General features: G+C 70.0%; 10 protein-coding genes. 2 read left to right on the top strand and 8 right to left on the bottom strand.

From position 1 onward, the window contains the following. The 7 genes from araA to ABZT93_RS34325 form a co-directional block, all read right to left on the bottom strand. Positions 1-1501 (bottom strand): L-arabinose isomerase (araA, locus tag ABZT93_RS34355; RefSeq protein WP_356112074.1); only part of this gene is annotated, 1501 nt, incomplete at its 3' end. 20 nt (positions 1502-1521) lie between these two features. After that, a complete protein-coding gene (araB, locus tag ABZT93_RS34350) occupies positions 1522-3177 on the bottom strand; it encodes a ribulokinase (RefSeq protein WP_356112072.1) in 1656 nt (551 codons plus the stop codon). Positions 3178-3269: 92 nt separating this feature from the next. Beyond that, the gene (locus tag ABZT93_RS34345) at positions 3270-5315 is read right to left on the bottom strand and encodes an RICIN domain-containing protein (protein ID WP_356112071.1); all 2046 of its coding nucleotides are present in this window, start codon (positions 5313-5315) and stop codon (positions 3270-3272) included. 102 nt (positions 5316-5417) lie between these two features. After that, the gene (locus tag ABZT93_RS34340; protein WP_356112069.1) at positions 5418-6923 is read right to left on the bottom strand and encodes an alpha-N-arabinofuranosidase; all 1506 of its coding nucleotides are present in this window, start codon (positions 6921-6923) and stop codon (positions 5418-5420) included. A gap of 42 nt (positions 6924-6965) precedes the next feature. Next, entirely contained in the window at positions 6966-7874 is a 909-nt protein-coding gene (locus ABZT93_RS34335) for a carbohydrate ABC transporter permease (protein WP_356112067.1), read from the bottom strand. Next, positions 7871-8866: a sugar ABC transporter permease gene (locus ABZT93_RS34330; RefSeq protein ID WP_356112065.1), complete on the bottom strand. Its 996-nt coding sequence runs from the start codon at positions 8864-8866 to the stop codon at positions 7871-7873. The genes ABZT93_RS34335 and ABZT93_RS34330 overlap by 4 nt, the downstream gene beginning before the upstream one ends. 88 nt (positions 8867-8954) lie before the next feature. Further along, positions 8955-10310, bottom strand: a complete 1356-nt coding sequence (locus ABZT93_RS34325; protein ID WP_356112062.1) for an extracellular solute-binding protein — start codon at positions 10308-10310, stop codon at positions 8955-8957. A 479-nt stretch (positions 10311-10789) separates the two neighbouring features. Here ABZT93_RS34325 and ABZT93_RS34320 point away from each other — a divergent pair, with 479 nt between their 5' ends. Together ABZT93_RS34320 and ABZT93_RS34315 are read left to right on the top strand one after the other, a co-directional pair. Beyond that, a complete protein-coding gene (locus ABZT93_RS34320) occupies positions 10790-11857 on the top strand; it encodes a LacI family DNA-binding transcriptional regulator (RefSeq protein WP_356112060.1) in 1068 nt (355 codons plus the stop codon). Positions 11858-11937: 80 nt separating this feature from the next. Continuing rightward, a complete protein-coding gene (locus ABZT93_RS34315; RefSeq protein WP_356112057.1) occupies positions 11938-13239 on the top strand; it encodes an alpha/beta hydrolase-fold protein in 1302 nt (433 codons plus the stop codon). A 251-nt stretch (positions 13240-13490) separates the two neighbouring features. On the opposite strand, the gene ABZT93_RS34310 is transcribed toward ABZT93_RS34315, so the two are convergent. After that, a complete protein-coding gene (locus ABZT93_RS34310; protein WP_356112055.1) occupies positions 13491-14096 on the bottom strand; it encodes a phosphatase PAP2 family protein in 606 nt (201 codons plus the stop codon). Positions 14097-14154 lie beyond the last annotated feature (58 nt).

The raw sequence follows: 14154 nt of genomic DNA, 5'->3' as shown, positions 1-14154 counted from the left end.
GGTGGTAGGCGGCGTTCCAGCGGATCTCCTTGGCGAACTGCTCGGTGCTGGTGTTCTCGTCGATGGTGAGCAGTTCGACACCGGTCATCGCGGCGTAGTCGGTGAGGGTCTCCAGGTCGACGGCGGAGCTGAGCACGGTGTGGTGCGGGGCGCCGGCCAGCAACCAGCTCTCGGCGGACTCGGCCAGCGAGGGACGCGGCTTCCACACCGCCCGGGCCACGGGCAGGCGGCGCAGCGGTTCGCTGGGGGAGACGACGTCGACGGCGTTGGCGGTGAGGCGGAAGCGGTCGCCGAGGTCGGAGAGGCCGACGACCACGGCGGGGCCCTCGGCGGCGTTGAAGACCAGGCGGACGGGGTCCTCGCGGCCGCCGATGGACAGCGGGTGGATCTCGCAGCTGGGCCGGTCGGCGGCGATCGACGGGCAGACCTCCAGCATGTGGGCGCCGAGGACACGCGGAGTGCCGGGGCCCAGGTGGTAGGTGTAGTCCTCCATGAAGCTGGTGCCGCCGGGGAGCCCGGTGCCCATGACCTTCATCGTGCGCAGCAGCGCGGAGGTCTTCCAGTCGCCCTCGCCGCCGAAGCCGTAGCCGTCGGCCATCAGCCGCTGCACGGCCAGGCCGGGCAGTTGGCGCAGCCCGCCCAGGTCCTCGAAGTTGGTGGTGAACGCGGTGAAGCCGCCCTCGGTGAGGAAGGTGCGCAGGCCCAGTTCCTGGCGAGCCGCGTACAGCAGCGAGTCGTGGCGGATGCCGCCGGGGCGCAGGGCGGGCACGACGGAGTACGACTCGATGTACTCCTCGGCGAGTTCGGCCGCCGCCTTGTCCTCGACCGCGTCGACGACGGCGACCAGGTCGTTGACCCCGTAGGTGTTCACCGAGTACCCGAACCGCAGCTGCGCCTCGACCTTGTCGCCCTCGGTCACCGCGACGTCGCGCATGTTGTCGCCGAAGCGGGCCAGGCGCAGGGTGCGTGAGGCGTGCCGGCCCACAGCCGCCCGGGCCCAGGCGGCGACCCGCCGGATCACCCGCGGGTCGGTGGCGTGACCGGCGACGATCTTGCGGTCCACGCCGACCCGTGACTCGATGTGGCCGAACTCGCGGTCGCCGTGCGCGGCTTGGTTGAGGTTCATGAAGTCCATGTCGATGCTGGGCCAGGGCAGCGACAGGTTGTACTGGGTGTGCAGGTGCAGCAGCGGCACGTCGAGGGCGCTGAGTCCGGCGATCCACATCTTGGCCGGGGAGAAGGTGTGCATCCACACGATCACGCCCACGCAGGTGTCGGACGCGGACGCCTCCTGGCACATCCGGCGGATCGACTCGGCGTCGGTCAGGACCGGCTTCCACACGATCCGCACCGGGACCTTGCCGGGGCCGCCGAGGATCTCGGCGATGTTCCTGGACTGCTTGGCGACCTGGCTCAGGACGTCGTCGCCGTACAGGCCCTGGCTGCCGGTGAGAAACCAGATCTCCTGGTCGGGGTAGGGGTGGTTGGCGCTGTTCTCCATGAGGGTTCCTTTCGAGGGGGTCAGGCGGACGCTTCGGTGCGCAGGCGGCGCAGCCGGCGCATGACGTCGTTGGTGCCGCGGCCGAAGTAGTCGTGCAGCACCCGGTACTCCGCGTAGAGGCGCTCGTAGGCGGCCGCCCGCTCGGGGTCCGGCAGGTAGAGGCCGCGGTGGACCTTGCCCATGGCGTGGGCGGCGGCGCGGATGTCGGGGTACGCCCCGGCGGCGACGGCGGCGTGCATCGCGGCGCCGAGCGCCGGGCCCTGGGCGGAGCCGATGACGCCGAGCGGGCGGCCGGTGACGTCGGCGTAGATCTGCATGAGCAGGGCGTTCTTGGTCAGGCCGCCCGCGATGATCAGTTCTCGCACGGGTACGGCGGCGGACTCGAAGGCGTCGATGATGGTGCGGGTGCCGAAGGCGGTGGCCTCCAGCAGGGCGCGGTAGACGTCTTCGGGGCGGGTGGACAGCGTCTGGCCGACGATCAGGCCGCTGAGGTCGTGGTCGACCAGCACCGAGCGGTTGCCGCTGTGCCAGTCCAGGGCCACGAGTCCGTGCTCGCCGACCTTCTGCCGGGCGGCCAGTTCGGTCAGGTACTCGTGCGCGGTCTGCCCGGCCGCCGCGGCCTTCTCGGCGTACTCGGCGGGGAAGCCGGTGCGCACGAACCAGGCGAAGATGTCGCCGACGCCGCTCTGCCCGGCCTCGTAGCCCCACAGGCCCGGCAGGATGCCGCCGTCGACGACCCCGCACATGCCGGGCACGGTGCCGAGCTGGTCGGAGCTCATCACATGGCAGGTGGAGGTGCCCATGATGGCGACCATCTGGCCGGGCTCCACGGCTGCTGCCGCCGGGGCGGTGACATGCGCGTCGACGTTGCCGACGCAGACCGTGATGCCCTCGGGCAGCCCCGTCCAGGCGGCGGCTTCGACGGTCAACGTCCCTGCAGGGTCGCCGAGTTGACCGACGGGCTGGTCCAGCTTGTCGGTGACGAAACCGGCGAAGTCCGGGTGCAGAGCGCCCAGATGGGCGGGTGACGGGTAGACGCCCTCCTGGTACTGGCCCTTGTAACCGGCGGTGCACGCGTTGCGGACGTACGTCCCGCTCAGCCGCCACACGATCCAGTCCGCGGCCTCCACCCACCGCTCGATGCGGCCGTAGACCTCCGGATCCTCCTCCAGGACCTGAAGTGCCTTGGCGAACTCCCACTCGGAGGAGATCTTCCCGCCGTAGCGCGGCAGCCACGGCTCCTTCCGCTCCTCCGCCAGCGCGTTGATCCGGTCGGCCTGGCCCTGCGCCGCGTGGTGGCGCCACAGCTTGACGTAGGCGTGCGGGCGGGAGGCGTACTCGGGCAGATCGCACAGGGGCGTGCCGTCGGCCAGTGTCGGCACCATCGTGCAGGCGGTGAAGTCGGTGCCGATGCCGATGACCTGCTCGGGCGCCACTCCGGCGCGGGCGAGGGCCTCGGGTACGGCGATGCGCAGCACGTCGATGTAGTCGGAGGGCACTTGAAGGGCCCAGTCCGGGGGCAGCCGGGTGCCGTCCGGCAGCTCGCGGTCCAGGACCGCGTGCGGGTAGACGTGCTCCGCCGACGCGAGCTCCGCGCCGTCGCGGACGCGGACGATGACGGCCCGGCCGGACAGCGTTCCGTAGTCGACGCCTACGACGCAGGGTTCCTCGGGCATGGCGGCCCACCTCTCTTGTTCGGTATTGCGATCACTGTTCGGGATCTTGGGCAGAAGATCGGGGCCCGGCCTGAACCGGGCCCCCAGGTGGGTCAGTTGACCCGCACGACCTGCCACAGTTCGTCATCGGCGCCGTTGTCCGCCGACTGCACGATCAGCGCGCCGTTGGCGGTGGAGGCCGAGGCGACGTCCGCCACCAGGCCGCTGCCGGAGTTGACGAGCTTGTAGTAGCCGCCTCCCGCGTCCGTGAGCGTCCACTTCTGGGAGCTCGCGGTGGACGAGGCGTTCTGGACGACGGCCGCGCCGGCCGAGGCGGAGCCGTTGTTGTCGAGGAACAGACCGCTGTTGACGTTCTTCACGGTCCACGCCCCGCCGCTCTGCGACTGGAAGGTCCACAGCTGGCAGTTGTTGGCGGTGTTCACCCACTGGCCCGCCTGCTTGCCCGCGGCGGTGGAGGCTCCGGGGATCTCCAGGAGCTTGCCGCTGTTCTTGTTGACCAGGCGGTACTGGCCGGTCGCCAGGTTCGGCAGCGCGGTCTGGGCGAGGTTCCAGCGCTGGCAGGCGCAGCCGGTGTCGGACCACTGCCCGGCGGCGGTGCCGACGGTGGTGGAGGCGCTGGGGATCTCCAGGTACTTGCCGCTGATCCGGTTGGTGGCGGTGAAGCCGCCCGCCGGGTTCGGGGCGATCGCCCACTCGTGGTCGAGGGTGCCGTTGTCGTCCCACTGCAGGACCTTGGCGCCGTTGGCGGTGGACTGGTTCTGCACGCCGAGCACCTTGCCGCTGGCCACGTTGAAGATCTTGAAGTAGCCGGAGGTCTGCTGGACGAACCTCCACTGCTGGTCGGTGGCGTTGTCGGCGTTCTGCTGGGTGGCGTTGACACCATTGGTGGTGGAGCCGCCCGCGATGGTCAGCATCAGGTGGCTGTTGGCGTTGGACATCGTGTAGGTCGCGCCGTCCGAGATGCCGCCGCCCAGGTCGATCGTGCCGTAGCTGACCGGGTTCAGGCCGGTGCTGGTGAGGTGGCCGCCGCTGAGGACCAGCAGGCTGTGGCCGTCGGCCAGCGGGAGCAGACCGCGGCTGTAGCCGCCGGGGACGGTGGAGGCGATGCGCGTCCAGGTGTTCGCGGCGCCGTTCTGCGTGTTGAGGAACAGGTCGTCGCTGCTGTTGGCGCTCACCACCAGGGTGCCGTTGGCACCGCCGGTCGGCAGCCAGGTGATGTACGGGGCGCTCTTGGGCTGGGTGCCGTCGGTCGCCTTGAGGGCGATGCCGGTGGCGGAGCCGAACGCCTCCGGGTTGGAGGAGATCTTGTAGTAGACGGCGAAGCCGCCCTCGGGGGCGCCCCAGAACTCGTACGTCATCACGTAGTTGCCGTTGGGCAGCTTGGCGACGACGGGCATGCCCGGACGGTCGCCGTACGTCGACGTGGCCACGTCGTCGACCACGGAACCCCAGGTGACGCCGTCCGTGGAGACCTGGTGGACGATCTTCTGGCCGTGGTTCGGGTCGCGCTGGTCGGAGTAGTACGCGATCAGCTTGGAGCCCGACACCATCAGGAACGGCTCCCACACCGGCGTCTTGCCGTTGGTGGGGTCGGCCTCACCGCCGGTGGCGATGGAGCTGACGTACGACCAGGAGGCGCCGTGGTCGGTGCTGGCGTACAGGTCCAGCTCGGTGGTGGAGAGGTCGTTCGGGATGGAGTTGCCGGCGGCGAGGATCGTGCCGGCCGGGAAGGTGCCGATCTGCGTGGGCAGCTCGTACAGGAAGGGCTGGTAGCGGTTGCCGAAGCCGTTGTGGGTGTCGCTGATGCTGGAGATCTGGCTCCAGCTGTTGCCGTTGTCCGTGCTGCGGTAGATCGGGAAGACGGGGGTGCCCGAGCTGTACTGCTCGAATGTGGCGAGGAGCGTGCCGTTGGACGATCCGCTGTTCTGCAGCCGGATGGCGCGCGGGTAGAGCGAGCCGGGCGACGGGGCGTTGGACGGCGGGGTGTACATCGTCTGCGAGGCGCGCGAGATCGCGTGCGCCTGGCCGGAGGCGGGGAGGACGACGGCGACGACGGCTGCGAGCAGGGCCAGCAGCAGGGTGATCGCCTGGGTGCGGGGTACGGCGCGCTGTCTGGCGCCTTCCCTGGTGGTGGACATGTGCGGCTCCCAAGGGATGTCCGGGAAGAGGGGTGGTGCGGGGCCCGCCGCTCCCGGGAGAAAAGGGGGGAGTCGGAAGCGGCGGGTGTCGGAGGGGAGTGGTCAGCCGGCGCGGCGCAGCCGGACGACGTTCCAGGAGACGGGCGGCAGGCTCGCGGTGAGGCGGCCGTCGGTGACCGAACCGGTGTCGGCGGCGTACGGGCGGACTCGGTCGGGGTCGTCCTGGGTGTTGACGGCGCGCACGTCGGGGTCGCTCAGCACCGCGTGCTCCACCGGGGCGTACCCGGGGAACGCCCGCAGGTCCAGGGCGAGTTCGACGTTGTCGCTCTGGTGCCGGTTGATCGCGAAGACGGTGAGCTCGTCGCCGTCGTGGGTGGCCACGGCGTCCACGACGGAGACCTCGCCGAAACGTTTCGTCTCATAGGTCGGCGCGACCGGCTCCACCCGCAGGACCGTGCCGCGGGCGTGCCGGGCCGCCTGGGCGAAGGGGTGGAAGGTGGTCTGCCGCCAGCTCGGGCCGCCGGGCTCGCTGCGGATGGGGGCGATCACGTTGACGAGCTGGGCGAGACAGGCGGCGGTGACCCGGTCGCTGTTGCGCAGCAGGCTGATCAGCAGTCCGCCGACCACGACGGCGTCGGCGACGTTGTACTCGTCCTCGATCACTCGGGGCGCCACGGCCCAGTCGGTGGGCTTGCCCTGCGCCTCGAAACGGGTGTTGTACCAGACGTTCCACTCGTCGAAGGAGAGGTTGATCCGCTTCTTCCGGCCCAGCTTCGCCCGGATGTGGTCGGCGGTGGCGACCACCGACTCGACGAAGTGGTCCATGTCGACCCCGGAGGCCAGGAAGCTGCCGAGGTCGCCGTCGAGCTCCTCGTAGTAGGCGTGGCAGGAGATGTAGTCGACCTGGTCGTAGGCCTCCTCCAGGACGGTGGCCTCCCAGGCGCCGAAGGTCGGCATCGAGGAGCTGGAGCTGCCGCACGCGACCAGTTCCAGCGTCGGGTCGACCATGCGCATGGCCCGGGCGGTCTCCGCGGCGATACGGCCGTACTCCTGGGCGGTCTTGTGGCCGGTCTGCCAGGGGCCGTCCAGCTCGTTGCCCAGGCACCACATGCGGATGCCGAAGGGGTCCTGGGCGCCGTTCTTGATCCGCTGGTCGGACCAGGCGGTCCCGCCCGGGTGGTTGCAGTATTCCAGCAGGTCCAGGGCCTCCGCCACGCCCCGGGTGCCGAGGTTGACGGCCATCATCGACTCGACGCCGGCCTTCTCGGCCCAGCGCTGGAACTCGTGCAGGCCGAAGGCGTTGGTCTCGGTGCTGTGCCAGGCGAGGTCCAGGCGGGTCGGGCGGTCGGCGACCGGGCCGACGCTGTCCTCCCAGCGGAAGCCGGAGACGAAGTTGCCGCCGGGATAGCGCACGGCGGTCACCCCCAGCTCGCGCACCAGGTCCAGGACGTCACGGCGCAGGCCGTCCTCGTCGGCGGACGCGTGGCCGGGTTCGTAGATGCCGGTGTAGACGCAACGGCCCATGTGCTCGACGAACGAGCCGAAGGTCCGGGGGCTCACGTCGGCGACGCGGAAGGCGGGGTCGACGGTCAGGGAGGCGTGCAGCATGGAGGTCGCTCCGGGAGGTGCGCGAAAGGGGAGGAACTGGGCTCACTTGAGGCTTCCGACGGTCAGACCGCCGCGCCAGTACCGCTGGAGGAGGAGGAAGGCGACGATCAGCGGGAGGATCGCCACGAGAGAGCCCGCGATGACGAGGGTGAACAGCGCGTTGGCGCCGGACTGGATGAGCGCTCCCTGGTACCAGGACTGCAGGCCGACGGTGAGCGGGAACAGCTTGTCGTTGTTGAGCATGACCAGCGGCAGGAAGAAGTTGTTCCAGGTGCCGACCATGGAGAACAGCAGCACGGTGACCAGGGCCGGCTTCAGGGTCGGCAGCGCCACCGACCACAGCACCCGCAGCTCGCCCGCCCCGTCCACGCGGGCCGCCTCCAGCAGCTCGTCCGGCAGGGACTCCTGCACGTAGACCCGCACCAGGTAGACGCCGAACGGGTTGAGCAGCGAGGGCAGGATGACCGCCCACATGGTGTTGGTCAGCGCCACCTTGCTCAGCAGCAGGTAGGTGGGGATGGCCAGCGCGGTCGCCGGGACCATGATGGCGCCGAGCAGGCTGGAGAAGAGCAGGTTGCGGCCGGGGAAGCGGTACTTGGCGAAGGCGTACCCGGCGAAGGTGGCCACGGCGGTGGCGCCGACGCCGCTGACGCCCGCGTAGACGGCGGTGTTGCCCATCCAGCGCAGGTACTCGCCGTCGTTGTAGGTGAACAGCTGCTGGAGGTTGGTGAAGAAGGCGCCCGGCGAGTGGAACCACAGGGCGGCGGTGGAGAACAGGGCGTCGTTGTCCTTGGTGGCGGCGACGACCAGCCACCAGAACGGCATCAGGAAGTACAGGATCATCGCCACCATCACCGCGTTGACGGTGACGCGTCCTCGGGCGGAGGACGTACGGCGGGGCTTCGGGGCGGCGACGGTGACGGCGGGGGCGGGTGCGGCGGCGGTGGTCACTTCAGTCCGCTCCTTTTGCGTGCGGCGAACAGGAAGAGGTAGGAGCCGATGAAGACCACCGCTCCGAGGGAGAAGGAGATGGCGGCGGAGTAGTTGAACTCCGAGTACTGGAAGGCGAGGTTGTAGGCGTAGAGGTTGGGCGTGTAGTCCGGGGTGATCACCGAGGACGCCGTCGGCTCCAGCACGCGGGGCTCGGTAAAGAACTGCAGGGTGCCGATGATGGTGAACATCAGCGTGAGCACCATGGCCGCGGAGATCATCGGGATCTTGATGCGCAGGGCCGTCTGGATCTGCCCGGCGCCGTCGAGCTTGGCCGCCTCGTAGACCTCGCGGGGCAGGCCCTGCAGCGCGGCGTACAGGACGATCATGTTGTAGCCGGTCCACTGCCAGGTCACGATGTTGCCGAGCGAGGTCAGCATCAGGCTGTGGCCGAGCAGGTCGACCTTCCCGGTGCCCAGGGCGTGGCTGAGGGAGTTCACCGGGCCGAAGGTCGGGCTGTACAGGAAGCCCCACATCAGGGCGCCGATCACCGCGGGGACGGCGTACGGCATGAACAGCGTCATCCGGAAGACCTTGGCGAGCTTGCTGGAGACCTCGTCGATGATGAGGGCGCCGAGCAGCGCGAGTCCCAGCATGACCGGGATCTGCACCAGGCCGAAGACCACCACGCGGCGCACACCGGACGTGAAGTGCGGGTCGGTGAAGGTCTGCTTGTAGTTGGCGAACCAGCTGAAGTGGTCACCGCCGACCAGGGTGGAGGTCCTGAGGCTCAGCCAGAAGGCGTACGCCAGCGGGGCCACCAGGAAGGCCGCGAAGAGCAGCCCGAACGGGGTGATCAGCAGCAAGCCCATGGCCTGGTGGCGGGTGTGGGCGGACTGCCGTCCGTTCCGGCGGCCCACGCCCGATCCGGTCACAGGGGAGCGAAGTCCCTTTTTGCGGACGGTACTTGGGGGCGCGGCCGTCGCGGGTCCCTGCTGTCGGAGCAGGCTCATCACATCTCCTTGCGCGTCTTACGGCGCCCCCGCCGGCGGGCGGTGCGACGCGCGGGCGGGGGCAGTGGGGGTCGGGGACTCGGGTCCGTTACTTGCTGACCTTGAATCCCTGCTTGCTCGCGTAGGAGGTCACCTGGTCCTGGACGTTGTCGTTGACGGAGGACCAGGGGGTCTGGCCCTGGACGGCCTTGCCCACCTCACTGGTGTCGGTGTTGTAGGCGAAGTCCTGGAACGGGCTCCAGTCGAAGGCCCCGATGCCGTTCGCGGCAGGCACGAACACCTTGTTGATCTGCTGGCCGCCGAAGAAGTCGTACTTCTTGTTCTTGAAGTACTCGCTGTTGAGGGTCGGGGTGGCCAGCGGGAAGAGGTAGGCCTGGTCGATGCCGATCTTCCAGGCGCCCTGGGAGGTGCCGAAGAGCTCCCGGGCGACCTCGGTGGCCTCCTTGGGGTGCTTGGTCTGCGAGGTCACCGAGAAGCTGGAGCCGCCCCAGTCGCCCTGGGCGTTGCCGCCCGCCGTCCACTGCGGCAGCGGGGCCACCCGCCATTTGCCCGCGGTCTTCTTGGCGACGCTGGAGAGGTAGCCCGGACCCCAGCCGGCCGCGATGTACGTGGCGTACTTGCCGGTGCTGAGGCCGTTGTAGAAGTCCGTGGTGGCGTACGACTGGGTGTCGACCAGCTTGTTCTTGACCAGGTCGCCCCAGTAGTCGTACACCTTCTTGGCGTTGTCGTCGTTGAGCTTGACCCCGATGTCCGGCAGCTTGCTCGCCGAGTAGGTGTAGGGGCGGGAGCCGGCCTGCCACGTCAGGCCCTGGCGCCAGCCGGCGGCCGTCTCGTCGCTGCCGAAGTCGGTCATGTACGCGCTGGGGTCGGCCTTGTGCAGCTTGGCGGCCTCCTCCTTGTACTGCGCCCAGGTCGTCGGGACCTTCAGGCCGTACTTCTTGAAGAGGTCGGCGCGGTACATCATCGCCATCGGGCCGCCGTCGACCGGGATCGCGTAGACGTGGTCGCCGTCGGAGGCCTGCTTCCAGGCCCAGTCGACGTAGTTGCCCTTGTCGTCGTTGGCGCCGTACTTGCCCATGTCGAGCAGGCCCTTGGTGAGCTGGATGGTCGGCAGCTCCTGGAACTCCAGCATGACGACGTCGGGGGCGCCCTGGCCCGCCTTGAGCGCGGTCTTCAGCTTGGTGTACTCGTCCTGGCCGACGCCCGCCTGCACCCAGTCGACCTGGACGTCCTTGTGGGTCTTGTTGAACTCGGCCACGACCTGCTTGAACTGCGGGTACCAGGCCCACACCTTGATGTGCACCGGGCCGCCGCCCGTGGTGCCGCTGCCACTGCCGCCGCCCGACCCGCAGGCCGCGAGGAGCACCCCGGCGAGGGCGGCGGAGGTCGCCGCGACCGCGGTGCGCCGGACGGAACGGGACGTGGGCCTTCTGGTGGAGGACATGAGCAATCTCCTGGGTGTGGTGCCCGAGGGCAGGGGCGAGGGTGGCAAGGCGGAGGTACGCCGGACACACGGGGGCCCGGTGAGGGGGCCGAGGGCGTGCGGGCACCGCGGCACTGGGCGAGGAGGCGGCCGTCGACCGGCGCGGGAGGGTGGGCGCGGGTGACGTCGGTGAAGGTGAGAGACAGCCAGGTGATCAGCGCACGGGCGCTGTCAGACCGCCGTGAGTAAAGAGTGAGGCCCTGTCATGGCCGGTGCGGCTCCCGGCTCCTGAGTGGCTGTTCCCACTGCGGCTCCTACTGGTCCGGTCCGCGACGCGGTGACGTCACGATCCCTGGGTTCCCGACCCGGCTGGATCAGGCCCCCTTCTGCTACGCTTTGCAGCGCTGCAAAAGTGTTAACCGAGAACTTGCCGCGCTGCAAGAGGTAACTCGTAGGAAACTTTCAGCGCTGAAAACGACATCCGGGGCGAAGGTGGACATATGGCAAACGGCGTCACACTCCGCGATGTCGCGGCGCTCGCCGGCGTCTCCAGCCGGACCGTGTCCAATGTGGTCAACGGTTACGCCCCGGTCTCCGAGGCCATGCGTGCCCGGGTGCAGAAGGCCGTCGACGAGCTCGGCTACCAGCCCAACGTCCTGGCCCGCAACCTCGCCTCCGGCCGGTCCGGCCAGATCGCGGTGGTGGTGCCGTACCTGGACACGCCCTACTTCGCCGAACTGGCCCAGGGCATCATCCGGGCGGCCCGGGTGCGGGGGTACAACGTCCTGATCGACCAGACCGACGGCGACCCCGAGCACGAGAAGCTGTTCCTCAGCCGCGGCTCCCAGCAGCTGCTCTTCGACGGCGTCATCTTCAGCCCCCTGGGGCTGGCCCAGTCCGACCTGGGCGAGCGGGACGCGAACCTCCCGCTGGTCGTGCTCGGGGAGCGGGTGAGCGACGGCGGCTTCGACCATGTCGGCATCGACGACGTCACCGCCTCCCGGGAGGCCACGGAACATCTGCTCGGCCTCGGCAGGCGCCGCGTCGCCGCGATCGGCGACCAGCCCTACCGCACCGGTGAGGCGGCCCAACTGCGCACCCAGGGCTACCGGTTGGCCCACGAGCGGGCCGGCGTTGCCGTGCGTGAGGAACTCGTCATCTCCACCCCGCGCTTCAACCGCTCCGACGGCGCGAGCGCCATGGCGCACCTGCTCGACCTGGAGGAGCGGCCCGACGCGGTCTTCTGCTACAGCGACCTGGTGGCCCTGGGCGCCCTGCACACGCTGGCCGCACGCGGGCTGCGCGTCCCCGAGGACGTCGCCGTCGTCGGCTACGACGACATCGAGGACGGCCGTTACTCGAACCCGTCCGTCACGACCGTCTCGCCGGACAAGAAGATGATCGCCGAGACGGCGGTGACGCGACTGCTCAAGCGCATCGGCAGCTCGACGCCGGTCCCCGGCATGGAGATCCGGGCCCCGCACCGGCTCGTCCCGCGGGCGAGCACCATGGGGCGGCAGGCGAGGGACGCCGCCGAGTGGGCGGTATCGCCACCCCTTTTGCACTAATTGGGGAACGCGCAGGATTCCCGACCCCTCCTTCTGTGTGAAGGAAACCGCACAGGTAGGGAAATCGGGGATCAACCGGTATGGGTCTGACCAGCGAGACGACCGTGTATGTGATGGCGGCCCTCGCCGCCGTGTGTGTGGCACTGCTGGTCCGGTGGTGGCCACGGTTCGCCCAGCAGGGGCTGCTGCACGTGCTCGGGCGCCTGGTGGCTCTGGGGACGACCCAGGTGGTGATCATCGCGGCGTTCGCGTGCTGGCTGAACTCGTCGTACCAGTTCTTCGGTTCATGGAGCGAACTCTTCGGCGATGTGGAGACGGCCCCGGTCGGAGTGACACAGGCGGGCGGCTACAGCGGTACCGGCACGGTGAACGGCGTGGCCGTGCAGGGGGCGCTGGTACAGCCCGCCACCGACGAGCAGTTGAGCCGGGTCAGCGGACTGCCCACCGGCCCCGCCGCGGTGAACGGGCGAGTGGAGTCCGTGAAGGTCGTCGGCCGCCGTACGGGCGTGGTCGACCCGGCCTTCGTCTATCTGCCGCCGCAGTACTTCCAGAAGGCGTACCAGCGGCAGCGCTTCCCGGTGATCGTCGCGCTCAGCGGATACCCGGGCAGCATCTTCAACCTCGCGCAGTATCTGCGGGTGTCGCAGGCGGCCGGAGCCCTGCAGAAGAGCGGTCGGATGCAGCCGACCGTCATGGTGATGATCCGGCCGACGATCGCCCCGCCGCGTGACACCGAGTGCGTGGACGTACCGGGCGGTCCGCAGACCGAGACCTTCCTGGCCAAGGACCTTCCCCAAGCCCTGAAGTCCGCCTACCGGGTCGGCCACGACGCCAGTGCCTGGGGGGTCATGGGCTACTCCTCCGGCGGCAGCTGTGCCCTGCAGCTGACGATGCGCGATCCGCAGGTGTACACGACGGCCGTAGCCCTCTCGCCCGACTACAAGGTCAAGGACGACCCGACGACCGGCAATCTCTTCGGCACCGGCCCGAGCCGCATCAAGCGGATCAACGGCCACGATCTGATGTGGCGGCTCAAGCACCTGCCCGCCCCCGACGTCTCCGTCCTGGTGGCCGAGAGCAAGCACGGTGAGCGCGGCTATCCGCAGACGCAGGCCTTCATCAAGGCCGTCAGGGCTCCCATGCGGGTCGCGTCGATCCAGCCCGAGCACGGCAGCCACAACTTCCCGACCTGGGTGCAGGAGTTGCCGCCCGCCCTGACGTGGATGAACCAGCAGCTGACGTTCCCCCAGGACGGCGTGCCCCGCCACCGCAAGAAGGGGGCCGTGGTCGCCGACCCGAAGCCCGGGCACGCCCCCCTGCGCGCCGACGCCCCGCAGCCCACGCCGACGGCCACGAGGTCCCGGCCCGGGTCGCCCGGGTGAGCGGTGGCGACCCGGGGAGGTGCCGGGCTACGGCTGTTCCGGCCGGCGAACCGGAAGAGGAAGCCGTACGACGCCCCCCGCACCCCTCGCCGGCCGGTGACGGTCGGCTTCGGGTGGGTTCTGCCGGGCCAGGAGGCCGGCTCCGACACGCCTTCACCCGCCCCGGCGACAGCGGCGAAGTCGCGGTGTTCAGCCCCGACGCACGCACCGTCGCCGTAGGCGGCCCCCCAGGTCGGCCGTACTCCCGCGGCTCACGGATCGACCAGCAGCGGCCGAAGCCGCGTCGCGCTCAGCCGTCGTACCAGTGCGTCGGGCCGGCCGCGGAGGGCCGTGGTGAGCAGCAGGGCGACGAGCGCACCGACCGCGAGACCGGCCACCACGTCGTGGGGGTAGTGGGCGCCGACCCAGACCCGGGAGGCGGCCATCGCGACCGCGGCCACCGCCGCGAGCGCACCGAGCCGGCGGGAGACGAAGAGCAGCGCGACGGCGGCCGCGGCCGCCGTCGCCGCGTGGTTGCTGGGGAAGGACCAGTCGCCCGGTGCCGGACACGCCTCCAGCGTCGCCACCCGCAGACTCCGGCAGGGGCGGTCCTCCCGCACCACCAGCTTCAGCGCGTCGTCGAGCGCGTACGCCACGACGACCGTCACCGGCGCTGCCAGCGCGATCACCGCCTCACGGGAGCCGAGGTGCCGCGCCCGCCACCAGCCCACGACCATGAGGACGGCGAACAGCGAGAGCCCGTACGTCGACCAGGCGGACACCAGGCCGTCCAGCCAGGCGGGGGAGCGGTGGGCGAGGTCCACCACGTCGGTGTAGGCGGAACCGTCGACCGGGGCCCCGTCGAAGGCGAGCAGCATGCCTCGGTCCCCTTCTGTTTCACTGGGCGGACGGGAGCACGTGGACACGGCGCCCGAG

This window comes from Streptomyces sp. NPDC005303, from assembly GCF_040607335.1.
Classification (GTDB): Bacteria; Actinomycetota; Actinomycetes; order Streptomycetales; family Streptomycetaceae; genus Streptomyces.
This window is presented reverse-complemented; position numbering and strand designations above follow the sequence as displayed.

Bases quoted from the DNA above. Each gene is read 5' to 3' on its own strand.
- ABZT93_RS34320 (WP_356112060.1), top strand. From the start codon at position 10,790: ATGGCAAACGGCGTCACACTCCGCGATGTCGCGGCGCTCGCCGGCGTC.
- araB (WP_356112072.1), bottom strand. From the start codon at position 3,177: ATGCCCGAGGAACCCTGCGTCGTAGGCGTCGACTACGGAACGCTGTCC.
- ABZT93_RS34330 (WP_356112065.1), bottom strand. From the start codon at position 8,866: ATGAGCCTGCTCCGACAGCAGGGACCCGCGACGGCCGCGCCCCCAAGT.
- ABZT93_RS34315 (WP_356112057.1), top strand. From the start codon at position 11,938: ATGGGTCTGACCAGCGAGACGACCGTGTATGTGATGGCGGCCCTCGCC.
- ABZT93_RS34340 (WP_356112069.1), bottom strand. From the start codon at position 6,923: ATGCTGCACGCCTCCCTGACCGTCGACCCCGCCTTCCGCGTCGCCGAC.
- ABZT93_RS34345 (WP_356112071.1), bottom strand. From the start codon at position 5,315: ATGTCCACCACCAGGGAAGGCGCCAGACAGCGCGCCGTACCCCGCACC.
- ABZT93_RS34325 (WP_356112062.1), bottom strand. From the start codon at position 10,310: ATGTCCTCCACCAGAAGGCCCACGTCCCGTTCCGTCCGGCGCACCGCG.
- ABZT93_RS34310 (WP_356112055.1), bottom strand. From the start codon at position 14,096: ATGCTGCTCGCCTTCGACGGGGCCCCGGTCGACGGTTCCGCCTACACC.